The organism is Gemmobacter sp. 24YEA27 (assembly GCF_030052995.1).
GTDB lineage: Bacteria > Pseudomonadota > Alphaproteobacteria > Rhodobacterales > Rhodobacteraceae > Pseudogemmobacter.
The window spans coordinates 1248461-1270857 of record NZ_JASJPW010000001.1 but is presented as its reverse complement, the minus strand read 5'-3'; the positions used below and the strand labels follow the sequence as shown (position 1 = coordinate 1270857).

Here is a 22397-nt window from a genome sequence, read left to right as displayed (position 1 = left end):
GCCTTCCGGGGGAAGGGACACGACGGCACCGCGAAAATCACTGACGCTGCGTCATCCCGGGACCGAACGCTCCCCCCGGCCCTTGCAACGCCCCGGCCAGAGCGGTTTGATACGGCCCATGCAAGAGACCGCCCCCCCACCGCTTCCGACACACTCGCCATCGCGCACCGTTTTATCGAGGCGCTGCCTCATGCAAAGGCGCTGAGGCTCCGCCTGGAGGAGATCGGCGGCGGAATAGCGGTGATTTCCATGCCCTGGGACAAACGGCTGATCGGCGATCCGGCAACCGGGGTGATCCATGGCGGCGCGGTTTCGGCGCTGATGGATACGGCTTCGGGGGCGGCCGTAATGGCGCATCCGGCCGGGCCGCGCTCGACCGCGACGCTGGATCTGCGGATCGACTATATGCGCCCCGCAACGCCGGGCCAGACGATCAGCGCCCGTGCCGAATGCCACCATGTCACCCGTTCGGTCGCCTTCGTGCGCGTCACCGCCTGCGATGAGGACAGCACACGCCCGGTCGCCATGGCCACCGGCGCCTTTACCTTCGAACGGGGCGATGACGTGGCCCGCACCCTGCCGGATGATCCGCGATGACCAGTGAATATGCGCCGCTCCTTGAGACAGTCGTGGCCCGGATCCCCTATCTGGGCTTTCTCGGCATCCGGTTCGACACTGCCGGGGCGGAACTGACCGCTGTGCTGCCTTACCGCGATGATCTCGGCAATCCGCTGATCCCGGCGCTGCATGGCGGGGTCACGGCGGCCTTTCTTGAGGTGACCGCGATCACCGGCCTCGCTGCGCTGCACCAGGGCCGTATCCTGCCGGCTTCCCTTACAGCAGACGCCCTGCCCGCCTTGCCGAAAACCATTGATATCACGGTGGATTACCTGCGCCCGGGCCAGCCGCGCGATGCCTTTGCCCGCGCCCGCATCAACCGCTCAGGCCGCCGCTATGCCTCGGTCCATGTCGAAGCCTGGCAAGAGGACCCGCAACGGCTTTTTGCCCAGGGCACCGGGCATTTCCTGATGCGCGAGGGCTGAGGCGCCCTCCCGCTTTATCACGGCTTTACCCGACAATCACGACAGAGACGCTTGCCATTTCCCCCGCCGCCGTTCCAGAATTGCCCTATCCAAGCAGGAGAATATCGGATGCGGAAATTCCTGGTTGTGCTGGATGACAGCCGCGAATGCCTTAATGCCATGCGTTATGCGGCGCTCCGGGCCGCCCATACCGGTGGCGGCGTGACGATCCTTTCGATCATCCCGCCCGAGGAGTTCCAGCACTGGATGGGCGTCGCCGATCTGATGCGGGCCGAAGCGCGCGAGCGGATCGAGGCGCATTTCGAGGTCTTTGCCAAATGGATGCGCGACAAACAGGGCGTAACCCCCGAACTGGTGATCCGCGAAGGCGATGCGGTGACCGAGATCCTTGCCCAGATGCGCGAAGATCCGGAAACCGGCGTCCTGGTGCTGGGCGCGGGAACCGACAAATCCGGCCCGGGCCCGCTGGTCACTGCAATGAGCCGCAATTCGGGCAGCCTGCCGACCCCGATCACCATCGTGCCCGGAGATATGTCGAAAGAAACGCTTGAGAAGATCACCTGAGCGATTCGCGATCCGGATGGGCCTGAGGCGCAGGATTGCGCCTGGAAACGCCCCGCTCTGCGTGATCACATCAGGAGATCATGACCGCAATAGGCGCTGAAACGCCTTTGCTTTGCGCCGGTTTCAGGGCAGCATGGCGCGAAAAATCCCCTCATCCCGTTGCCGGAGTGCTTTGCGATGCGCTTGTCCCTGATGTCACTCCGGTTTCTGCTGATCGCAGCCCTTCTGCCGATCCTTATGTTGGTTCACCTGTCGGGGATGGCGCGCGCGCAGTCCTGGCTGGAACACCCCTTCGATGCCACGAAGTTGAGCCGCGAGGACACCGCGACCCTTCAGGCATCTCTGGCCTGGACCGGCGATTTCTTCGGCGTGGTGGACGGGATCTGGACCGATCAATCCCAGCAGGCCTTTGCGAAATACGCGACCCGCACTGCGGGGCGCGAGACGGTGCCCAAGTTCAGCGATATCAAAGACCTCGTGATGTTTCTCGAAGATGAACGGGTCAGGAACGACTGGCAGCTGAATTACTCGCCCATCGCCAATACCTCTTACCTCTTCCCGTTCGGCCTGATCGAAGAAGTCAAAGATGCCAAAGAGATGGAATATCTCTCAAAGGACAAAAGCATCTCGCTGATCATCCGCGAAGGCAAACTGGCCGATGCGCAATCCGATCATGACTGGTTTCTCGGCAAGGCCCGGGCAGATACCAAGCCCTATCAGTTCTCCAATGACCAGACGATGATCAGCTGGGTCGATCTCGACAATAAGATGACCGCCTATATCCGCTCTGACCTGCATGACGGGCTGTGGAGCACAATGAACTTCGTGACCACGGAAGAGGGGTATTTCCGTGTCAATCTGCTGGCCGGGACCACGGTGACGGGCAATGCCAGCGCGGCTTCTCTGATCTGGACCCCGGGCGGCGTGATCGACCAGGTGATCAATGGCACCGCAGGGGCTGCGCCGCCCACCGCAGCCGCTGCGGCCGCGCCGCGCGCCGAGGATCAGGTGGAGCGCCCCGGAAAATCCGCCGTGACCTCGCCAACCGCACCGGAGACAATCCCCACATTGCCGCCCGAAGCATCGCACCCAACCCCGCCGAAAGACATTCCGGGCGATCTGGTCGAAGATCTGCCGCCCGCAAGCGATGCGCCGGCCAATGGGATCCTTGGCACCCCCGCACCCGGAACCGCAACGCCCGGAACCGCTACCGCAGATGCAGCGCCCGCCCCCGGCGGGCTTGGAACCCCGGCCCCGGGTCTGCCCGATGCACCCGATCCCGGAACCGCCATTGCCGCCGGCCCGGCGGAACTTGGCACTGCGCCCGGCGGCCCGGCCCCGATCCGCGCCCCCGAAGGACAGCCCGCCGCGCCGGTTGGTGCGCCAAAGGTCGCAGCCGTGGCCGAAACCCCGCGCCCCAAAGTCAATGGCACGCTAAAAAGCTCCGGCACCGGATTCTATATCGCGCCGACCACACTGGTCACCGCCGCCCATGTGATCGAGGGCTGTTCTGCCATCGGCATGGCCGACGGCAGCGCGCTGGAAGTTCTGGCCGCAGATACCACGCTGGATGTGGCGGTGCTGGGCGGCGCGATCGACACCGGCGCCTGGCTGAAGCTCTCGGCGCTGGAGGTTCCGAAACTGGGCGAGACGGTCACCACGCTCGGCTACCCCTATTCGACCAGTCTCGATCAGGGGCTGACTGTCACTTCGGGCAATGTCTCGGCGCTGCGCGGCGCAGACGGGTCGTCAAACCGGGTGATGATCACGGCACCGGTGCAACCCGGGAATTCGGGCGGCCCGCTTCTGAACAAAAAGGGCGCAGTGATCGGTGTGGTGGTGAGCCGCGTTGATGACATCGCCATGCTCGAGGAAACCGGCACCCTGCCGCAGAATATGAATTTCGCGGTGCCTTCGGGGCCGCTCCTGACCTTCCTCGCCAGGGAACGCATCTCGCGGCCCCAGGGCGAAGGCATACGCGGTGATCTTTCAGGCGAACTGCCCGAGGCCTTTGCCGCCGCCGTTGTACCGGTGCAATGCTACCGCTGAGCCGCAAGGCTCAGCTCCCAGGCGCAAAACGGGCCCCCGGGGCCTGTTTTTCATTTTGGCAAGCGTCACAACTCAGCGCGCAGGGCGGGGCTCAGCCTGTCAGGTGCTCGAAAAGGATCAGCCCGCCCATCGCGATCAGGGCAAGGCCGCCAAGCGTCTCTATCAGCCGGCCAAAGCTGCGGCCGAGCCAGCGACCGGCGAGGATCCCCGACGCGCTCATCACCATCGTGGTGAAGCCGATGGCGGCGGCAATGACAAAGATATTCGCCTCCAGCAGCGCCAGCGACACACCCACCGCCATCGCGTCAATCGAGGTGCCAATGGCCGTCAGCACGGTCGCGCGCAGCCCAGGGGCGGGTGGTGCCTCATCTGTCCCGCGCGACAGCGCCTGGAACAGCATATGCGCCCCCACCGCCCCCAGAAGCGCGAAGGCGATCCAGTGATCCACCGCCTGAACCCAGGCGCTCGCCGCCATCCCCAGCCCCCAGCCGATCAGCGGCGTGACCATCTCGACCGCGCCGAAAATCGCGCCCGTCTTTACGGCGCGCATCAGCCCCGGCCGCTGTTCTCCGCGCCGCGCCCGAGCGAGGCAATAAAAGCATCAACAGACATCGAAACGGCAAGAATGCCGATGGTGAAGGGGGACATGCGGGTCTCCTGTCCTTTGGATCCGGCAGCGAGACGCCGGGATTGTGAACGGGCCTGAGGCCCAGAGCACGGTCTTGCATGACCCAGGTGACCCGGGCCGGACGCACCATGCCCGGGATCTCCCCGCGGGCGAGAGTGTTGATACGCCCCTGCCATCACCTGGCAGTCGCTACTCCCCGATGCGGGCCAGATAGGCAGGTCATGATAAAAAGTAAAGTAAAATCATTATGTTACAATGAAACTCATTTGCATCTGCGCCACGACACCCGTCGCAGCGGGTGGACAATCGCGGGCATAAAAGCCAGCATCCGGCGAAAGCCCCGGGGCGTTAATTCACATCGAAAGGCGACTGCGTATGACCAGCCAGCAGATACCGCAGGGCGGCGCCATAAAGCCGCCGCACCAGAAGCCGCCGCGCAAATCGGGCTTAGCCCATCTTCTGGCGGCGGCGACCTATTCCGCCGCCGGGTTCCGCCGGCTTTTGCACGAAAGCGCCTTTCGCCAGGAGCTGACCATCGGGCTGATCGTGCTTGCCGGCCTCGCGCTCTGGGGGGTGGGCCTCGCCAAACTGCTCGGCTTCGCGATTTTCCTGCTGGTGCTGACTGCCGTCGAGGCGCTGAACACCGCGCTTGAGGTGCTGGTCGACCATCTTTCGCCGGACTGGTCTGAATTTGCCCGCGATGCCAAGGATCTCGGCTCGCTTGCGGTCGGGGCGACGCTGATTGCGACCGCGCTTTATCTCGTCTGGGTGGTGCTCGGCCAGACCGGTCTTATCTGAGCCGGGCTTATCTGAGCCGTATCTGGCGGCTGCCGTGAGGGAAGACATGCCGCAGATGCAACCCCGCCCTGCGGAAGCGGCGGGTTTTCTGCATCGCAGCATTGACCTATATTTCCGGCGGGAGGCGACAATTACCAAAGGATGCACGACATGTCTGTGCAACGCCCCGTCGATATTCTGAAAGCGGTCCTCGTGCCGCAGGATCCGGCCCTGACCTATTATACCCCGCCCAGCCAGAAACCGGCCCCGGTGCAGCTTTCGCGCCTCAATGCGCTGGACGAGATGTATGCCTATTTCGGCTCGGACCGCGCCTGAAACAGTGTTGCCATGCGGGCCATCTGGCTCCGGGCACGCCTCCCTTTGCCGCATTCCGCGCTCCGCAGGGGGTTTACACGCGGGCGCGCAGTTGACTTGTGATCCCGCCGGCCCCATATCCGGCTGATACAGTCGGAGAAGCACCATGTTCATCCAGACCGAATCCACTCCGAATCCGGCGACGCTGAAATTTCTGCCCGGCCTGACCGTGCTGGAACTTGGCACCGCGGATTTCCCCAATGCCGAAGCGGCGGCAAAATCGCCGCTGGCGCGGCGCATTTTTGCGGCGGGCGGCGTGACCGGGGTTTTCCTCGGGTCTGATTTTGTGACCGTCACCAAGGCCGATCAGATCGAATGGCCCCATATCAAGCCGCAGATCCTTGGCGCGATCATGGAGCATTTCCAGTCCGGCCAGGCCGTGATCGACGGCGAAGGTCCGGGCGATGGTCATGCTGCCAATTTCGACAGTGCCGATGAAGGTATCGTAAGCCAGATCAAGGAATTGCTGGACACGCGCGTGCGCCCGGCAGTGGCCCAGGACGGCGGCGACATCACGTTCCACGGCTTTGATCGCGGCATTGTTTATCTGCATATGCAGGGCGCCTGCGCCGGCTGCCCTTCCTCGACCCTCACGCTGAAAATGGGGATCGAGAACCTGCTGCGCCATTACATTCCGGAAGTCACCGAGGTCCGCCCGGTCGCGGCCTGATCCGCGTCCGGCATTCCCCTGATGGCTGAGGCGCGTTTTCCTCTGTTGGCTTTCGACACATCGGCCGCGCATTGCGCGGCCGCTCTGGTTACGCCGCAGGGGCTCTTCACCCGCTTTGAACCGATGCAAAAGGGCCAGGCCGAGCGGCTGATGCCGATGCTCGAAGAGCTTCTGGCCGAGGCCGGCCTGCCCTGGGCGCATCTGGCGGCGCTGGCGGTGGGGGTTGGCCCGGGAAATTTCACCGGAATACGCATTGCGGTCGCCGCCGCGCGCGGGCTGGCGCTTGGGCTTGACCTGCCGCAGACCGGTGTCACCAGTTTCGAGATGATGCGCGACCCCGCCCATCCCCATTCCCATCCGGCCGAGCTTGTGAGCCTCCCCGCCCCGCGCGGCGAGGCCTATGTCCAGCCTTTCCGCTATGGCGCAGCCCAGGCCGCGCCCCGGCTGATCGACCCCGCCTGCCCGCCCGCCGACCTTGCGATGCCGGGGCGGATGCAGGTCACCGGCCACCGCGCTGACGAGATCGCAGCGCCTTTCGCGGGCCGCGCCCTGTGCTGCGAGCTGGAGAATATTCCCGGCCGGCTGGCACAGGTTGCAGTGTGGAAATTCGCCTGTGGCCTGGCCCAGAACGCGCGCCCGGCCCCGCTTTATGTCCGACCGCCCGATGCCGCGCCGCCCTCTGATCCGCCGCCGGTGATACTTGATGCCAACGGCCCGGAGACCACGGATCGCGCCCCGCTTGATGCGGATGGCTGAACACGTCGCCCCAGACATGCCAGCCGTCCTGGCCGAAAGCCTCGCGCGGATCCATGCCGCCTCTTTCACCATACCGCGCCCCTGGAGCGCGGCGGAGATCGCGGCGCTTCTCTCCCGGCCCCATGTCTTCCTTCTGACCGAAGCGCGGGATCAGGAGCCCGCGGGCTTTCTGATCGGCTCTGCCATTGCAGGCGAGGCCGAACTTCTGACGCTGGCCGTCCATCCCCGGCACCGCCGTCAGGGGCTGGGCGAATGCTTCGTCGCGGGGTTTCTGGCCGAGGCCAGCACCCGCAACGCAACCTCGCTGTTTCTCGAGGTCGCAGCCGACAATGCCCCGGCCATCGCCCTTTACACCCGCGCCGGCTTCCACGAGGCAGGCCGCCGCCGGAACTATTACCAGGCCCCCGGGGGAAATCACATCGATGCGCTGGTTCTCGCCCGCGAGGGCTGACGCGCGCCACCATGCAAGGGCCGGGTAAGCGCCAGGCCCAGAAAACACCTCGACCCAGGGCCAGGCTCCGTAGCCGGGATGGCGGCGATCAGGCGGGGCTCCGGCCGGACCGGGGAAAGCTCCTGGCAGAAAGCGTTGTTCCAGCAGGGAAAAAATCATGATCCTTGCAACCCGTCCTGCCCAGGCAACCGCTGTCCCCGCACTTTTCACCGGAATCGCCGCCAGCGCCTCCCTGGCAGACCACGCACTGATCTTCGACCACGGCGGCGGCGTCGACAAAAGCCTCACCGAGGCCGCCTGCAATGGCGCCGTGCGCCTGAAGGCCGAGACCGGAGGCACCTGCCAGGAACGCGAGATGCGCGAAGAGACCCAGCGCGAACAATCGCTGCGCCGCATGGCCGAGAATGGCACCAATCCGGTGGTGGCAACCGGATTTGGCATGCAGATCCGATTGCCCGCATCGCACCCGATTTCCTCCGATACGAAAATCGTCACCACCGACGGCCGGGTCGATCCGGCAGCGCAGCCGAATGTGCTCTCGATCAGCCTCCACGAGGAAGAGGGCTCTTATCTGACCGGAATGCTCGCGGCCCGGGCCTCGAAAACCGGCAGGCTGGGCTTTGTCGGGCGGCATGAATGTCCCGCGGATCCGGGCCTTCGGCTGCGGCTTTGCGCAAGGGGCGAAGGCGGTGAACCCGGATATCAAATTCGCCTCCCCGATGACCGGCGATCCTCCGGACGCCTGGAATGACCCGGTCAAAGACCCGGAACAGGCCCGCACCCTGAAAGCCTAAGGCACTGATGTTATCTTCGCCGCCGCCAGCCAGACCTGGCTCGGCGTTTTACAGGCCGCAGCGGATGAGGGCATTCTTTCGGTCAGCGTCGCTTCGAACCAGGACCACCTCCATCCCAGCCAGGTGCTGACCTCGATCCTCAAGCGCGTCAAACTGGCAGTCTGTGATTGGTTCAGACAGAGCGAGGCGCAGGACCTGACGCCGCAGCTTCTGGAGCTGAAGGAAGATGGTGTAGGTAATGCGCCGGACAACAATACCGCCGCGCTGATCACGCCTGAAATGAAGGCAAGCGTCGATGCCGCAGCGGCGGCAATCATCGCGGGCGAGCTGAAAGTCCACGCCTCCCGCTCGGGCAATACCTGCGACACGGCGCCGTTCTGAATGGGCCGGGGGATGCCCGGCGACGCAATCGGGCGCCACGCGGGGGGTCCGGGGGGTCTTAACCCCCCGGCCTCCGCCACATATCCCCCGGCCATGAGATTGCGGTGCGTCTCGAAAAGCATCGGCCCGGTCCGCGCCGATGCCGGATCAGATTTTCCGTCCCGAAAGGCATGCTCCCAGGCATCATCGGCGCAAACTGCGCCGGCAAATCGTCGCTGATGTCGATCCTTTAGGGTTTTACTGTGCCGATCAGGGCGAGTGTCTGATCCATGGCCACCCGACTGCTCTCCCCGACGGTCTGAGCGCGATCCGCGCCGGCATTGGCATGGTCTTCCAGCATTTCAAGCTGGTGAAGAATTTCACCGTCCTGAAAAATGTCATCCCCGGCGCCAAAGATGGCCCGCTGCCTGGCCGCTCGCTCCGGCCCGCCCGCGACAGCCTCACCGCACTCGCACGCGAATACGGGCTCGAGGTCTAGGCCAACGCACTGGTCGAAGGCCTCTCGCTCGGCCATCAGCAGCGGGTTGAGATACTGAAAGCCCTCTGACGCAACGCCGATATCCTGATCCTCGATGAACCCACCGACATCCTTACCCTCGGCAAAGCCCAGCCACCTCTATCGCATCCTCAAAGGGGGGGCGCGACCGCCTTGTCGCCGCGCTCGGCACCGCAGAAACCGGCCCCGCCCGGCGCGCCGCTCAGATGGTCATGCGATCCTGCTGGTCTCGGTCGAACTTGATGAAATTATGAGCCTTTCCGACCGTATCGCCATTACATTCGACGGTGGCATCATGGCGCTGCACGACCCGGGAGCCACATCCGAGAGCGATATCGGCTGACTGAAGGTCGGCATTGCCCCCGCCCGAATCCCAGACCGGACTCCGCCCGAACAAACGGCAGAGGCCCCCTGATGCAGCCCTTGCCGAAATGGGCCGATCTGGTCGTCGTGCCGCTGATTTCGCTGACACTTGCGGCATTCTGACTACGCTGGTGATCATCCCGACTGGTGAGAGCCCCTGGTTTGCGCTGACCACCATGGTCCAGGGTGCGCTGGCACTGCCCGGCGCCTCGCTCACAGCGGCGGCCTTAGGCGCCGCCTGGACCGCGATCCCGGCCTGGCTCCACGCCAGGCGCGGCAGCCATATCGTGATCACCACGATCATGTTCAACTCTATCGCGGCAAACCTTCTGGTGTTCCTGCTGGTCGATGTGCGCGCCCCATCGACTCCCTGGACCCGTCCTGTGCCCGTTTCCTTGCCGCGATGGCGCTGCCGCGTTTCATCCAGATGCCCGGGGACACGATCTTCTTTTCCAGCGCACCGTGCCAGCCGTTATCACGCTGTTCCTCGCGCTTGTGGCGGCGCTGGTGATCTGGCTCCTCCCCTGGCACAGCCGCACCGGGTTCCGCTGCTGCGCTTTGGGCAAATCCGAAGGCGCCCCGCGTTACGCCGGGACCGGCCCGGTAAAGACCACGATGACCGCGCTCCTGATCCCGGGCGCGCTTGCAGGCCTTATGTCGGTCAGCAATGTGATGGGAGATGCCGGCCGCCTCCTCGAGAATTCCGCCGCCTGTGCCGGGTTCATCGGCATCGCCGTGGCGCTGATGGGGCGGAACCATCCGCCTGGCGTGGTGCTGGCGGCGTTTCTCTTTGGCTTCATCTTCCAGGGCGGATCCGAGCCTGGATTCATGACCGCCATTCCCATCGGGACGCGGATCGTGATCCAGGGCCTCGTGAGCCTCTTCACCGGAGCCCTGATATGATGGTCGGCATCGGGCCTGAACGTGTCTTCGCCCGCCTGCCCACCCAGGCGTCCAAAGCAAAGGCCGCCTGATGGATCACGCCTCGGTCCTCCGGCTTCTCGCTTCGACGGTGCAGCTTTCAACGCTCTTGCTGCTAACCTGCCTTCGCGGGCTTTGGTCCGATCGCACCGGGATTTTCGACATCGGGCCCGATGGCAAAATTCTGACCGCCGCGATGATCTTAGCTAAATGGCGTCCGGTTGCCGCGCTCTGGGCCTGCCTGCTCTTTGCCGTCTTCCAGGCCCTGGCGCTGCGCTCAGACATTCCGCCCGGGGATCTGATGCTCCTTTCCGATCACATCAACTATAATGACCGCAATACGCTGATCAGCGAGCCTACTGATGCCCGTTTCGTCTCCATGACAAACGCCCATTCCCCCGGCTGCGCCAGGCGCTCACCCAGGCGACCGATGCCGAATCGATCCCGCCTGGGGAAGGGATCTGTTGCTGGTATTCCGGCCGCTCTTTCGAAACCCCTGCCGAGATTCGTATGCCTAAACTCCTCGAAGGCGATACGGTCGGCATGTCCACCCTGCCCGAAGTGATCCTCACGCGGCTTCTCTGCCTTGCGGTCACGGCAATCTCAACCATCAGCAATATGGCTGCAGGTCTCTCAGACGAGGCGATCAGCCGCGATCATACCTAACCCATGGCGCCCCCGTTGGTGCGGCAAAACTGGAACGAATCCTGCGCCGTTACCTGCACGATCTCGCGTGAGGTGAAAGCCGGTTTGACTTCCGGGCGCAGGCGGGCAAACCTGAGCTGACACATCCCCGCTTGTTACTGGCCTGGCCCCTTCCCCGATGCAACTCTACCTCCCTATCGCCGAGGTCTCGGTCAATATTTTCCTGTTGTTCGGGATCGGCGGAATCGTGGGCTTTCTTTCGGGAATGTTCGGGGTTGGCGGCGGCTTTCTGATCACCCCCCTGTTGTTCTTCATCGGCGTGCCGCCCGCTGTCGCGGTGGCGACCGGCGCGAACCAGGTCGTGGCCTCTTCGGTCTCGGGGGTGCTGGCGCAGATGAAGCGCAAGGCAGTCGATTTCCGCATGGGAACCGTGCTGCTTGCGGGCGGTTTCATCGGCTCTGCCATCGGGATCTGGGTCTTTGCGCTGATGCAGTCACTGGGCCAGGTCGATCTGTTCGTGCAGATCTCTTATGTCGTTTTCCTGGGCTTTATCGGCGCGACGATGTTGCAGGAAAGCCTGCGCGCGCTTTTGCGGACGCGGGGCGGCAAGGTACAGATCCGCCGCGCCCATACCCATTCCTGGGCGCATGGCCTGCCCTTCAAGATGAAATTCCGCGCCTCGGGGCTTTATATCTCGGTGATCCCGCCGATGGCGATCGGCGCCTTCACCGGCTTTCTGGCCGCGATCATGGGGGTGGGCGGCGGCTTCATCCTGGTGCCTGCGATGATCTACCTGCTGGGCATGCCCACCAAGGTCGTGATCGGCACCTCGCTTTTCCAGATCATCTTCGTCTCGGCCTTTACCACCATCATGCATTCGGTCACCTCGCAGACCGTCGATATGATGCTGGCACTGGTGCTGATCCTTGGTGGCGTGATCGGGGCGCAGATCGGCAGCCGTGTCGGCGTCTATCTCAAGGCCGAACAGCTGCGCGTCCTTTTGTCGCTGCTCGTCGTCGCGGTGGCGCTCAGGATTGCGGTTGATCTGCTGCTGCGCCCGGTCGAGCTATATTCGGTGATGCCCGGGGTGCTGCCATGAGGCGGCTTACCCTGATCGCCACGCTGATCCTTGCGGGCCCCGCTATGGCGCAGGACGCCGCACAGGATGGCGTCCCAGACACCCCGGTCGAGACAATCGTCTCGGGCCTGAGCCAGAACCGCGTCTCGATCACCGCGAATTTCGATGGCGACGAGATCCTCGTCTATGGCGCCGTCCGGCGCGACGCACCGGCGCCACAGGGGCGGCTCGATGTGATCGTGACCGCCGAGGGCCCCTCCGGCCCGGTCACCGTCAGGCGCAAGGAACGCACCGCCGGCATCTGGATCAACCGCGACTCTGTCAATATTTCCAGCGCGCCCAGCTTCTACGCCGTGGCCACAACCGGCAAGCTCGACGAGATCCTGAGCGCCGAGGAGAACCGCAAACATGCGATCTCCATCGACCAGCTGGTGCATCTTGAAGCTGCGGATGCCGCGACCGAGGCCTGGGTCGCCCGGGGCGGCGACCCGGATACGATGCCGCTTTTCCCGATCCTGCTGGCCGAGGGCGAGTTCATCCGCTCGATGATCCGGGTGCGCACCAATGAGGGGCGCTACCGGATGCTGGAAAACCGTGTCCAGCTGTCAGAACAGACGCTGTTTCGCGCCGATCTCACTTTGCCCTCGAACCTGACCGAAGGCGTCTACCGGGTGCGGATGTTCCTCTTGCGCGACGGCAAGGTCATCGCGAACCACGAGCGCTGGATCCGGGTGCGCAAAGAAGGGCTGGAGCGCATGGTCTTCAACCTCTCGCGCGAGCAGCCCTTGTTTTACGGCCTGTTGTCGCTGGCGATTGCCGCCTTTGCCGGCTGGGCCGCCTCGGCCGCGACCCGGCTGATCCGGCGCTAGGGTTCAGTCAGCTTCCACCAACAGTTTCTCAAGATCAAGGCGGCGGGTGGTCATCTTCAGCCCGCCCTTCTCGTCGCGCGGCCAGTCGGCCTCGGGGCGGTCCCAGTAAAGCTCCACGCCATTGCCATCGGGGTCATCAAGGTAAAGCGCTTCGCTCACCCCATGATCCGAGGCGCCGGTCAGCGGATACCCCGCCTCCACCAGGCGTTTAAGCGCATTGGCCAACGCCTTGCGGTCGGGATAGAGAAAGGCCGAATGGTACAGCCCCACCGTCCCCGGGGCCGGGCGCGTGCCGCCAAGCGATTCCCAGGTGTTCAGCCCGATATGGTGGTGATAGCCGCCCGCCGACAAAAATGCCGCCTGGGCGCCGTACCGTTGGGTGACTTCAAAGCCCAGCACGCCGGAGTAAAAGCCAATCGCACGGTCAAGATCCGAGACCTTGAGATGCACATGGCCCACGCGGGTCGCGGGATGGATCGGGGTCGTCATGAGATCGCTCTCCCTTCTCACGAAATTGTTTCCCCTCACAGATAGAGACGCCCCGGCCTTGCGAAAACAGCGATTCCCGCACCGGATCTGTGCAGAGATCGCAGAGTTGTGAAGACTGACCGGCGGGCAAAGCCGTCAGGTCAGGAAACCCGCCCTGTTCGCATCCCCCCGCGCGGCGCAATAGTCGGCTGGCAACTCTGTGAGGTTACCCAGATGAAACGCATCTTCCTGGCCGTCGCTGTCACGCTCGGCCTTGGCGCAACGGCGGCGCTCGCCGATGGCAAAGTCTATATCACGCTGCCCGATATGTCGGGGATCGCGCAGGATCCGGTCGCGGCTGACCGGCTGCTTTCGGATATGCAAAACACCCTCGTCCTCAGCCAGAACTGCCCGGAGGCGAGCCTTTCGGATGAGGAACATTCCCTGCTGACCGACGGCTTTGACCTTTTGGCCTATGGCGAGCTGAAGCTTGATACCGACGGGATCATCGCGAAATACGAGACGCCGGCGTTCGATCTCCTGGACAACAGCACCCTCGCCTGCAGCGAAGAGCCAGAGCTGAAAGCGCGCACGATTGCGACGCTCATTGAGGCTGGTGGCGATTTGACACCGCTGCCCGATCAGGAAAAAGCCTATCTGGACTGGCGCGCGCTGATGGATCAGATCCGCCCCTGACGCGGCCTGCCCGAAATAACAAAGGCACCGGAGTGATCCGGTGCCATTTTCATTTCCCTCAGGTGACGGAGGGCACAGGTTCCGGGGAGAAATCCGGGCTACTTTGCCTTTGCGCCGCCCGCTGCCGCCTCAAGCGCCGCGATCCGGGCCGAGAGCGCCTCATTCTCTTCGCGCGCCTTTTGCGCCATCAGCCGCACGGCGTCGAATTCCTCGCGGGTGACGAAGTCGCGCCCGGCCATCCAGCGGTCGACCATGCTTTTCATCGCGGTTTCGGCTTCGGTCCGCGCGCCCTGGGCCACGCCCATGGCATTGGTCATGAGCTGGCTCATATCGTCGAGGAATTTGTTGCGGCTCTGCATCTCGGCCATCCCTTGTCGTCAGCCCCGGGGGGATCCGGGTCGCTTTGACCCTATATGCGCGCCCGCACGCCCGTTCACAAGTGTTGAGGCCCCGGTTGCGGCGCGGCCCTTGCAGTTGACTTCATCCCCTGCCCGCAAGACAAGCGTCTCACGCAAAAGCGTCACATGACAAGCATCTCGGGCCAGGCAGTTGCGCCCCGGCCGCCAGCAGGAGCGCAGGATGATCCCTTTCCCGAATCTCTCCCCTGACATTTTCTCGGTCGAGCTGTTCGGCATGAGTTTCGCCCTGCGCTGGTATGCGGTCGCCTATATTGCCGGGCTGCTGCTGGGCTGGTTTCTGGTGACGCGGGCGGTCAGGACCGCGCGGCTCTGGGCACCGGGTGCAGCACCCATGACGTCGGAACAGGTAGAACGCCTGCTGACCTGGGTGATCCTTGGTGTGATCATCGGCGGGCGGCTGGGCTATGTGCTGTTCTACCAGCCCGGGCGCTACCTCTCGCCTGAGAATTTCATGGCCGATCCGATGGCGGCGCTCAGGCTCTGGGATGGCGGCATGTCTTTCCATGGCGGTTTCCTTGGCGTGGCGGTGGCAGGGCTGATCTTTGCCCGGCGCGAGGGCCTGGCACCCCTCTCGGTCGGGGACCTTTTCGCCTATGCTGTGACGCCGGGCCTTTTGTTCGGGCGGCTTGCGAATTTCATCAATGCCGAGCTCTGGGGCCGGCAGACCGATCTGCCCTGGGGCGTGATCTTCCCTGGCGAGGCGGCACAGACCTGCCCCGGCCTGGTCACGCTTTGCGCCCGCCACCCAAGCCAGCTTTACGAGGCGGCGCTTGAGGGACTGCTGCTGGGCGCACTGATCTTCTGGCTGGTCTGGAAACGCGGCTGGCTGCGCTTTCCGGGCCGGATCATGGGCGTGTTCATCGCCGGCTATGGGCTCGCGCGGTTCCTCGTCGAATTCGTCCGCCAGCCCGATGCGCAATTCGTCGGGCCGGATAACCTGCTGGGCCTTGCCTTCCATATCAACGGCTGGGGGCTGACCATGGGCCAGGCCCTGTCGCTGCCGATGATCCTGATCGGGCTGTGGTTCGTCTTCCGCCGGCCCGGAGTGCAGACGGTCAAGCCGTGACGACCCCGCTGGCCGCGCTGATCGCCGCCCGCATCCGCGCCAGCGGGCCGGTCAGCCTTGCCGAATATATGGCCGACTGCCTCCTGCATCCGCGCTTTGGCTATTACGCCACCCGTGACCCTTTCGGCCAGGCCGGAGATTTCACCACCGCCCCCGAAATCAGCCAGATGTTTGGGGAATTGCTGGGCCTGTGCCTCGCGCAGTCCTGGCAGGATCAGGGCGCGCCTGCGCGCTTCACCCTGGCCGAATGCGGGCCGGGGCGTGGCACGCTGATGGCCGATGTCCTGCGCGCCACCGCCCGCGTGCCGGGGTTCCACGCCGCCGCCGATCTGGTGCTGATCGAGGCCTCCGCGACACTTCGCGGCATACAGGCGAAGACCCTTGCCGGGCATCAGCCGCGCTGGCTGCCTCTGGTGCAGGATCTGCCTCAGGCGCCGCTGTTCCTTCTGGCCAATGAGTTTTTTGACGCATTGCCGATCCGTCAGTTCACCCGCCAGAGCGGTGGCTGGGCGGAAACCATGATCGGCCTTTCGGGTGAAGCGCTGACCCCCGGCCGCGCGCCTCCCGGCCCGCTGGGCGCGCTTGATCACCGTCAGGATGTCGCCGAAGGCCGCATCGTCGAGATCTGTCCCGCCGCCGCTCCGATCATGGCCGAAATCTCGGGCCGTATCCGTCGCCATGGCGGGATGGCGCTGATCGTCGATTACGGGGACTGGCAGAGCCTGGGCGACACATTCCAGGCCATGCACGCCCATGCCTGGGTCGACCCCTTTGCCACACCCGGCGAGGCCGATCTGACCGCCCATGTCGATTTCGGGGCGCTCGCCCGGGCGGCTTTGCCCGCTGCAGCCTCTTATACGACCCAGGGTGCGCTTTTGACCGCGCTTGGCATAGGGCCCCGGGCTCAGCAACTTGCCGCCCATCCGGCTGCTGCACGAAACGACCCGCTTGCCGCCGCACGCCGCTTGACCGATCCCGCAGAAATGGGGACCTTGTTCAAAGCCCTCGCCATCCATCCGGCCGGAACGCCGCCTCCTGCGGGATTTCCGGTCGGGAGTATCACGGTCGAAAGCACTGCCAGGGGAGGCAGAGACGATGCTTGAAATCATAACCTCCGGGGCGATCCCGCAGCGCCACGGTTTCTTCACCCGCAAGGGCGGCGCCTCTTCGGGGATCTTCGCCGGGCTGAATTGCGGCTTTGGCTCCACCGACCAGGCCGAGATCGTGGCGATCAACCGCGCCCGCGTGGCCGAGGCGATGGGGGTCGGCGCCGATGGGCTGCTCTCGGTGCATCAGGTCCATTCGCCCGATGTGGTGACCGTGACCGCGCCCCCCGGCGACCAGGCCGAGCGCCCGAAAGCCGATGCGATGGTAACGCGCCTGCCGGGCGTCGCGCTGTCGGTGCTGACCGCCGATTGCCAGCCGGTGCTGTTTTCCGACCCGGAATCCGGCGTGATCGGCGCGGCACATGCCGGCTGGCGCGGCGCCATGACCGGCGTGCTTGAGGCGACGGTTGACGCGATGGAGGCAATCGGAGCCAGCCGCGCGCGGATTCGCGCCGCAATCGGCCCGACCATCAGTCAGGCGGCCTATGAGGTCACGGAAGACTTCCTGCAGACTTTCCTCGCCGAGGATCAGGACAACAGCCGTTTCTTCGCCAATGGCCAGAACGGGCGCTACCAGTTCGACCTGCCATCCTATGGCCTTCACCGGCTGCGCGGCGCCGGGATCGGCCATGCCGAATGGATTGGGCACTGCACCTATGCCGACCCGGATCGCTTCTTTTCCTATCGCCGCACGACCCATGCCGGCGAGGCCGATTACGGCCGGCTGATCGCCTCTATCCGGCTTTGACCGGGCAGGCGATGGCCGCCTGGAAACAATGCGTCCGATTTTGGCGCATTTCGTCCCGCCTGGAAATGACCACAATTTCAGATCCATCGGCCAAAACAACGCCGCATTGTTCGGCGATTCTGCCTGCAAGACGCGATGAAACCCAGGGCATCAGACCCGGCCATCGATAAACCGAGCGCAGTATCGAGGAGACGCAGCATGGCAGGCAAGATGTTCCCGCCGAAGTCCGAAACCACAAAAGCCAAGACGCAACGCCGCTGGCTGCAAAGCGTGATCGCGGCCTCGGGGCAACCGCTTCCGGCCTTTCCCTGGATGCGCGCCGGAAAATCAGCCGTCGCGACCAGGCAGCCGGTTCAGGTGATCACCGGCGGCTCGCATCGCCCGACTACCCCCTTTTCCGCCGCAATGGGCCTGCGGGTGGCATCGCGGCACGCTGACCGCACGTTAAGCACGAATCGGAACGACAGGGATTCGGTCCCCCTCCGGTCAGAATGCCACCTGAAAGCCTGATTTGCGGCAGTTGTAGCGGCTCAACAGCAGCGAATTCGAAACAATGCCAGGGATTCAGGCGGATTTCTTCGATCTCAGCCCGGCAACAACGGCAAATGTTTGACAATGGGGCGCAACCGACGCACGAATGGCGTCAGGTCAAAGTCCCTGACTATGATCCGGAGCGCGAAACGGTCCAGACCGCTTTTCTGTTCCAGATCTCTCCCGGTCGCCGCTCACGATACGGGAGACGTGGTGAGTAAGAACGGCCCCGGTGCTCCTCTGGCACAGAATGCGGGGCCGTTTTTCATTTCAGCGGGCCAGTTAACCCTGACGCCCGTTTAACCCGGCACCCGGTCCACTCTTACTACAAAGAGATCCCAGCGATCACGTCACCCTGACGCTAAACGTCGCGCAGCAAAAACGCCGCGCCCGTTTCCTGTTTCGAAACACTTCCTGCCAGGGCCGGTTCAGATGACCGGCCCCTGCAGGCATACTCGCTGATATCACATCCGTAATGGCGCACTCATGACCAGACCGTATCGCCCCTGGCGATACTGATCCAACCCGAATACCCGTCATCCGGTTCCCTCAGAGACAGCGAAAATTATACTGCCCGCTGCGTCCGTCCGGGGCCGTATCAGGCATTGCGCGCCAGACGCGCCTCAAGAACCCCAAAGGGCACGCCAGGCTCATCCTTGGCATTGCGGATCACCAGGCTGGTTTTGACATTGGCCACATTCGGTGCCGTCAGCAGTTCCGTCGTCAGGAAAGTCTGGAAGGTCGAGAGATCGGGCGAGACGCATTTCAGGATGAAATCAATCTCGCCGTTCAGCATATGGCACTCGCGCACCAGCGGCCAGGCGCGGCAGCGTTCCTCAAAGGCAGAGAGATCGCTTTCGGCCTGCGAGGACAGCCGCACCATGGCAAAGACCGCGACCTCGAATCCAAGCGCCCTTGCGTCGATATCGGCGTGATAGCCGCTGATATAGCCCTGTTCTTCAAGGGTGCGCACACGCCGCAGACAGGGCGGCGCAGAGATGCCCACCCGGCTCGCCAGCTCGACATTGGTCATCCGACCATCTGACTGCAGCTCCGCCAGGATCTGCCGGTCGGTTTCGTCAAGCTTGTGGCTCGCCATGGGTTACTCCTTAGTTCCGTCGCCTCAATAGGCTTTTGCCCGTTTTTGCGCAACAATGTTTCAATGATAACGCCACCAACACGCTCAGGATTGCGAGGCGTGCCCTGCATACCGGCATTTCGCAGCCGCGTTTTCCGGGGGGCTTCCGGCCCGGTCCCGCCTTGTCTATATCCTTCCTGAACAGGCGCGTCCGGAACGGCGCGCGCCGAAAGCGACATCAGGCCGCCCCGACCGGGTGGCGGGGAAGGACCAACATGGCTGAGACGCGGCATACCAAAGTTCTGATCATCGGCTCCGGCCCGGCCGGCTATACGGCAGCGGTTTATGCCGCGCGCGCTATGTTGCAGCCTTTGCTGATCCAGGGCCTGCAACCCGGCGGACAGCTGACCATCACCACCGATGTCGAGAACTGGCCCGGTCTGAAAACAGTCCAGGGGCCCAATCTGATGATCGAGATGGAAGAACATGCCCGCGAGATGGGCGCCGAGATCATCGCCGATTACATCACCTCGCTTGATCTGAAAAACCGCCCTTTCACCGCTGTTGCGGACAGCGGCACCACCTATACCGCTGACGCCGTTATCCTGGCGACGGGTGCGCAGGCGAAATGGCTGGGCCTGCCGTCTGAGGAGAAGTTCAAGGGCTTTGGCGTCTCGGCCTGTGCGACCTGTGATGGCTTTTTCTATCGCGGCAAAGAGGTCGCGGTGATCGGCGGCGGCAATACGGCTGTCGAAGAAGCGCTCTTCCTGACGAATTTCGCCTCGAAAGTCACACTGATCCATCGCCGCGACAGTTTGCGCGCCGAAAAGATCCTGCAGGACCGGCTGTTCAGACATCCGAAGGTCGAGGTGATCTGGGACAGCGAAGTGACCGAGGTGCTGGGGGGCGAAAGCCCGCTGGGCGTCGAGGCCGTGCGGGTCTCGAACCTGAAAACCGGCGCAACCCATGATCTGCCGGTCGCGGGCTTTTTTGTCGCAATCGGCCATGCGCCCTCGTCCGAGCTGGTGGCCGATCAGCTGGAACTGCATCACGGCGGCTATGTGAAGGTCGAGCCGGGCACCACCCGCACCTCGATCCCCGGCGTTTTCGCGGCCGGAGATCTGACCGACCATGTCTACCGTCAGGCTGTGACCTCGGCCGGTATGGGCTGTATGGCGGCGCTTGATGCCGAGCGTTGGCTGGCCGAACAGCCCTGACCACACGCGCCCTGTGCACCGCCCGTCCTGAGCCCCGCCTGTCGCGTCCCCGATGTGACAGGCGGGGCTCAGGCCAGGCCATTTCAATTTTTTGTGATTTGGTCACCCCAGGGCTTCGGGCCAGACTGCCGGGGTTCACCCGCAGATTGTGCACGCTCCGTTTCCTGACCAAAGGCCGCTTTTGCTTTCCTATATTCAGATCACTGCCGGGGAACCCGCGCCCTGGTTCACCCTGCCTTCTGCCGCGTCACCGCGCTATGCCATTGATACCGTCGCCGGCCGTTATCTGCTTTTTTGCTTCTTCGCCAGCACTTCGAGCCCGCATTGCGCCTCCCGCCTCAAAGCCGCGCTGGCACGCACGGACCTCTTTGATGACAAATTCGCGGCGTTTTTCGGGATCAGCGCCGATCCGCGTGACCAGGACGGGCGTTTGCAAAACCGCCTGCCCGGCTGCCGCTTTCTGTGGGACACCGATCTGACCGCCGCCAGGCTTTACGGTGCTGCCCCGCGTGAGACGGTCCCGCCCGGCACCGGGCTGCGCCCGCTCTGGGCGCTGATGGATCCCACGATGCGGATGATTGCGACCGTGCCTTTTGAACAGGACGGATCTGATATCGCGCGCATCCTTGGCATCCTGGAAAGCCAGCCCGCCCCCGACCGATTTGCCGGTATGCGGCTCCAGGCCCCCGTCCTGTGCCTGCCCAGGGTGTTTGAACCCGATCTCTGCGAGAGCCTGATCGCCACTTATGAGGCAAGGGGCGGCGAGCTTTCGGGCACCATGCGCCAGGTCGGCGACAGAACCGTTGGCGTCAATGACCTGAAATTCAAAAGCCGCCGCGATTGCGACATTACCGATCAGGCGATGATCGGGCGCATTCAGACGGCGATCCGCCGCCGCGTTCTTCCCGAGATCCGCAAGGCGCATCAATTCATCGCCACCCGGATGGAGCGCTATATCGTCTCTTGCTATGATGCAGCCGAGGGCGGGCATTTCAGCCCGCATCGCGACAACACCACTCTGGGCACGGCACATCGGCGGTTTGCGGTCTCGATCAATCTCAATTCCGATTTCGACGGCGGCGAGGTCAGCTTTCCCGAATATGGTCCGGACGGGCTGAAGGCGCCGCCCGGGGGCGCGGTGGTGTTTTCCTGCTCGCTTTTGCACCAGGTCTCGCCGGTCACACGCGGGCGGCGCTACGCGTTCCTGCCCTTCGTCTATGATGACGAGGCCGCCAAAATCCGCGAAGCCAATATGGCGAGCATCGCCCCATCCCAGGCGCAGGGGTAAAACGGCGCGACAGGCTGTCCGCGCCCGCAGATCGTCAGGGAAAGACGGGTCCCGATGTCGCCCCCAACCTTACCCCGATCCCCGAGCTTTGCGTCTCTTACTATTCTGCGCAAAAGCTGAAGCATGCGGCGACGGCGCTGATCTTCTGAGATCTGAGCCCGCGCCAGACCCGTGACCTCAAGCTTCTGATGAATGGCGGATTCTACCCGCTGAAAGGCCATATGTGCCAGGCCGATTATGACGGCGTGGTCGAGACGACGCGCACCGCCGATGGCACGCTTTTCCCGATGCCGATCACGCCGGATGTGTCCGAAAAGTTAGCCGAAGGGGTCAGGCCGGGCCAGGACATCGTGCTGCGCGACCAGGAAGGTGTGATTGTCCTCGATATCTCCGGCACCGAGCTGCCCGCCGGTTGCGCGAAGGGCTGGAGATCCCTGATCTGGTTCTCCTTCCCCGAAGTGGTCAAGGAACTGCGCCGCAGCTGGCCGTCACGCTCGAAACAGGGCTTCACGCTGTTCTTCACCCACTGTTCCGGCGCGGGCAAATCGGCCATCGCCAATGCGCTGATGGTCAAGCTGATGGAGATGGGCGGGCGCCCGCTGACGCCGCTGGACGGCGATGCGGTGCGCAAGCATCTCTCGACCGGGCTCCGCTTCTCGAAAGAGCATCGCGACATCAATATCAGGCGCATCGGCTATGTCGCTCGGGAAATCACCAGGAATGGCGGCATCGCGATCTGAGCGCCCATCGCGCCCGATACCTCGACCCGCCGCGCGCTGCGCGAGATGATCGAGGCCTGAGGTACCGCCCCCAGAAACAGAAACGGCCGGAAAGGGCGCCCCTTTTCCGGCCAGTTCCATTGCGCGACCGATATCCGGTCCTGCTCCCCCAATCGGCATTTCAGCCTGCACGCCCGGTCG

General features: G+C 64.0%; 23 protein-coding genes and 3 pseudogenes. 22 read left to right on the top strand and 4 right to left on the bottom strand.

What is annotated here, in order from left to right; genetic code table 11:
• Nucleotides 1-159: 159 nt before the first annotated feature.
• From QNO18_RS06325 to QNO18_RS06310, 4 genes are all read left to right on the top strand, one after another.
• Nucleotides 160-597: a PaaI family thioesterase gene (locus QNO18_RS06325; protein WP_283178754.1), complete on the top strand. Its 438-nt coding sequence runs from the start codon at nt 160-162 to the stop codon at nt 595-597.
• The gene (locus QNO18_RS06320; RefSeq protein ID WP_283176997.1) at nt 594-1043 is read left to right on the top strand and encodes a PaaI family thioesterase; all 450 of its coding nucleotides are present in this window, start codon (nt 594-596) and stop codon (nt 1041-1043) included. Before QNO18_RS06325 ends, QNO18_RS06320 begins: the two co-directional genes overlap by 4 nt.
• Nucleotides 1044-1151: 108 nt before the next feature.
• Entirely contained in the window at nt 1152-1607 is a 456-nt protein-coding gene (locus tag QNO18_RS06315) for a universal stress protein (protein ID WP_092895413.1), read from the top strand.
• Nucleotides 1608-1784: 177 nt separating this feature from the next.
• Nucleotides 1785-3656, top strand: coding sequence for a trypsin-like peptidase domain-containing protein (locus QNO18_RS06310; protein ID WP_283176996.1), 1872 nt, complete (start codon nt 1785-1787; stop codon nt 3654-3656).
• 91 nt (nt 3657-3747) lie between these two features.
• On the opposite strand, the gene QNO18_RS06305 is transcribed toward QNO18_RS06310, so the two are convergent.
• Nucleotides 3748-4206, bottom strand: coding sequence for a manganese efflux pump MntP family protein (locus QNO18_RS06305; RefSeq protein WP_283176995.1), 459 nt, complete (start codon nt 4204-4206; stop codon nt 3748-3750).
• 453 nt (nt 4207-4659) lie between these two features.
• Between QNO18_RS06305 and QNO18_RS06300 the strand changes: the two genes are divergently transcribed.
• From QNO18_RS06300 to QNO18_RS06250, 11 genes and pseudogenes are all read left to right on the top strand, one after another.
• Nucleotides 4660-5082: a diacylglycerol kinase gene (locus QNO18_RS06300; protein ID WP_283176994.1), complete on the top strand. Its 423-nt coding sequence runs from the start codon at nt 4660-4662 to the stop codon at nt 5080-5082.
• 150 nt (nt 5083-5232) lie between these two features.
• Nucleotides 5233-5397 carry a hypothetical protein gene (locus QNO18_RS06295; protein WP_283176993.1) on the top strand — a complete coding sequence of 55 codons (165 nt, stop codon included), beginning with the start codon at nt 5233-5235 and terminating at the stop codon, nt 5395-5397.
• 145 nt (nt 5398-5542) lie between these two features.
• Nucleotides 5543-6106, top strand: a complete 564-nt coding sequence (locus QNO18_RS06290; RefSeq protein WP_198836880.1) for a NifU family protein — start codon at nt 5543-5545, stop codon at nt 6104-6106.
• A gap of 21 nt (nt 6107-6127) precedes the next feature.
• Nucleotides 6128-6862, top strand: a complete 735-nt coding sequence (tsaB, locus tag QNO18_RS06285) for a tRNA (adenosine(37)-N6)-threonylcarbamoyltransferase complex dimerization subunit type 1 TsaB (RefSeq protein ID WP_283176992.1) — start codon at nt 6128-6130, stop codon at nt 6860-6862.
• Nucleotides 6863-6878: 16 nt separating this feature from the next.
• Nucleotides 6879-7313 (top strand): ribosomal protein S18-alanine N-acetyltransferase, encoded by a 435-nt coding sequence (gene rimI, locus QNO18_RS06280; RefSeq protein ID WP_283176991.1) that lies wholly within the window; start codon nt 6879-6881, stop codon nt 7311-7313.
• A 157-nt stretch (nt 7314-7470) separates the two neighbouring features.
• Nucleotides 7471-8488 (top strand): annotated as a pseudogene (locus QNO18_RS06275) (BMP family ABC transporter substrate-binding protein).
• Between the two features lie 139 nt (nt 8489-8627).
• On the top strand, nt 8628-8966 hold the full coding sequence (locus QNO18_RS06270; RefSeq protein WP_283176990.1) for a hypothetical protein: 339 nt from the start codon (nt 8628-8630) through the stop codon (nt 8964-8966).
• An 843-nt stretch (nt 8967-9809) separates the two neighbouring features.
• A complete protein-coding gene (locus QNO18_RS25625) occupies nt 9810-10250 on the top strand; it encodes a hypothetical protein (RefSeq protein ID WP_349293839.1) in 441 nt (146 codons plus the stop codon).
• Nucleotides 10251-10530: 280 nt separating this feature from the next.
• Nucleotides 10531-11005: pseudogene (locus QNO18_RS06260) on the top strand (purine-nucleoside phosphorylase); the annotation flags it as partial.
• 86 nt (nt 11006-11091) lie between these two features.
• On the top strand, nt 11092-12012 hold the full coding sequence (locus tag QNO18_RS06255; protein ID WP_092895389.1) for a sulfite exporter TauE/SafE family protein: 921 nt from the start codon (nt 11092-11094) through the stop codon (nt 12010-12012).
• The gene (locus QNO18_RS06250) at nt 12009-12860 is read left to right on the top strand and encodes a TIGR02186 family protein (protein ID WP_283176989.1); all 852 of its coding nucleotides are present in this window, start codon (nt 12009-12011) and stop codon (nt 12858-12860) included. The genes QNO18_RS06255 and QNO18_RS06250 overlap by 4 nt, the downstream gene beginning before the upstream one ends.
• Nucleotides 12861-12863: 3 nt before the next feature.
• On the opposite strand, the gene QNO18_RS06245 is transcribed toward QNO18_RS06250, so the two are convergent.
• Nucleotides 12864-13349: a VOC family protein gene (locus QNO18_RS06245; protein ID WP_283176988.1), complete on the bottom strand. Its 486-nt coding sequence runs from the start codon at nt 13347-13349 to the stop codon at nt 12864-12866.
• Between the two features lie 213 nt (nt 13350-13562).
• Here QNO18_RS06245 and QNO18_RS06240 point away from each other — a divergent pair, with 213 nt between their 5' ends.
• Nucleotides 13563-14024 carry a hypothetical protein gene (locus QNO18_RS06240; protein WP_283176987.1) on the top strand — a complete coding sequence of 154 codons (462 nt, stop codon included), beginning with the start codon at nt 13563-13565 and terminating at the stop codon, nt 14022-14024.
• 98 nt (nt 14025-14122) lie between these two features.
• Here the strand turns inward: QNO18_RS06240 and QNO18_RS06235 are convergent, their stop codons facing one another.
• On the bottom strand, nt 14123-14383 hold the full coding sequence (locus tag QNO18_RS06235; protein WP_283176986.1) for an accessory factor UbiK family protein: 261 nt from the start codon (nt 14381-14383) through the stop codon (nt 14123-14125).
• Nucleotides 14384-14603: 220 nt separating this feature from the next.
• On the opposite strand from QNO18_RS06235, the gene lgt reads away from it, so the two are divergent.
• The 3 genes from lgt to pgeF are packed head-to-tail and all read left to right on the top strand — an operon-like array spanning nt 14604 to nt 17363.
• The gene (gene lgt / locus QNO18_RS06230) at nt 14604-15509 is read left to right on the top strand and encodes a prolipoprotein diacylglyceryl transferase (protein ID WP_283176985.1); all 906 of its coding nucleotides are present in this window, start codon (nt 14604-14606) and stop codon (nt 15507-15509) included.
• Nucleotides 15506-16612, top strand: coding sequence for an SAM-dependent methyltransferase (locus QNO18_RS06225; protein WP_283176984.1), 1107 nt, complete (start codon nt 15506-15508; stop codon nt 16610-16612). The genes lgt and QNO18_RS06225 overlap by 4 nt, the downstream gene beginning before the upstream one ends.
• Entirely contained in the window at nt 16605-17363 is a 759-nt protein-coding gene (gene pgeF, locus QNO18_RS06220) for a peptidoglycan editing factor PgeF (RefSeq protein WP_283176983.1), read from the top strand. Before QNO18_RS06225 ends, pgeF begins: the two co-directional genes overlap by 8 nt.
• A 1129-nt stretch (nt 17364-18492) precedes the next feature.
• Here the strand turns inward: pgeF and QNO18_RS06215 are convergent.
• Entirely contained in the window at nt 18493-18993 is a 501-nt protein-coding gene (locus tag QNO18_RS06215) for an Lrp/AsnC family transcriptional regulator (protein WP_092895375.1), read from the bottom strand.
• Nucleotides 18994-19247: 254 nt separating this feature from the next.
• On the opposite strand from QNO18_RS06215, the gene trxB reads away from it, so the two are divergent.
• The 3 genes and pseudogenes from trxB to QNO18_RS06200 form a co-directional block, all read left to right on the top strand.
• Entirely contained in the window at nt 19248-20189 is a 942-nt protein-coding gene (gene trxB, locus QNO18_RS06210) for a thioredoxin-disulfide reductase (protein WP_283176982.1), read from the top strand.
• Nucleotides 20190-20370: 181 nt separating this feature from the next.
• On the top strand, nt 20371-21477 hold the full coding sequence (locus tag QNO18_RS06205) for a 2OG-Fe(II) oxygenase (protein ID WP_283176981.1): 1107 nt from the start codon (nt 20371-20373) through the stop codon (nt 21475-21477).
• 14 nt (nt 21478-21491) lie between these two features.
• Nucleotides 21492-22214: pseudogene (locus QNO18_RS06200) on the top strand (adenylyl-sulfate kinase); the annotation flags it as partial.
• Nucleotides 22215-22397 lie beyond the last annotated feature (183 nt).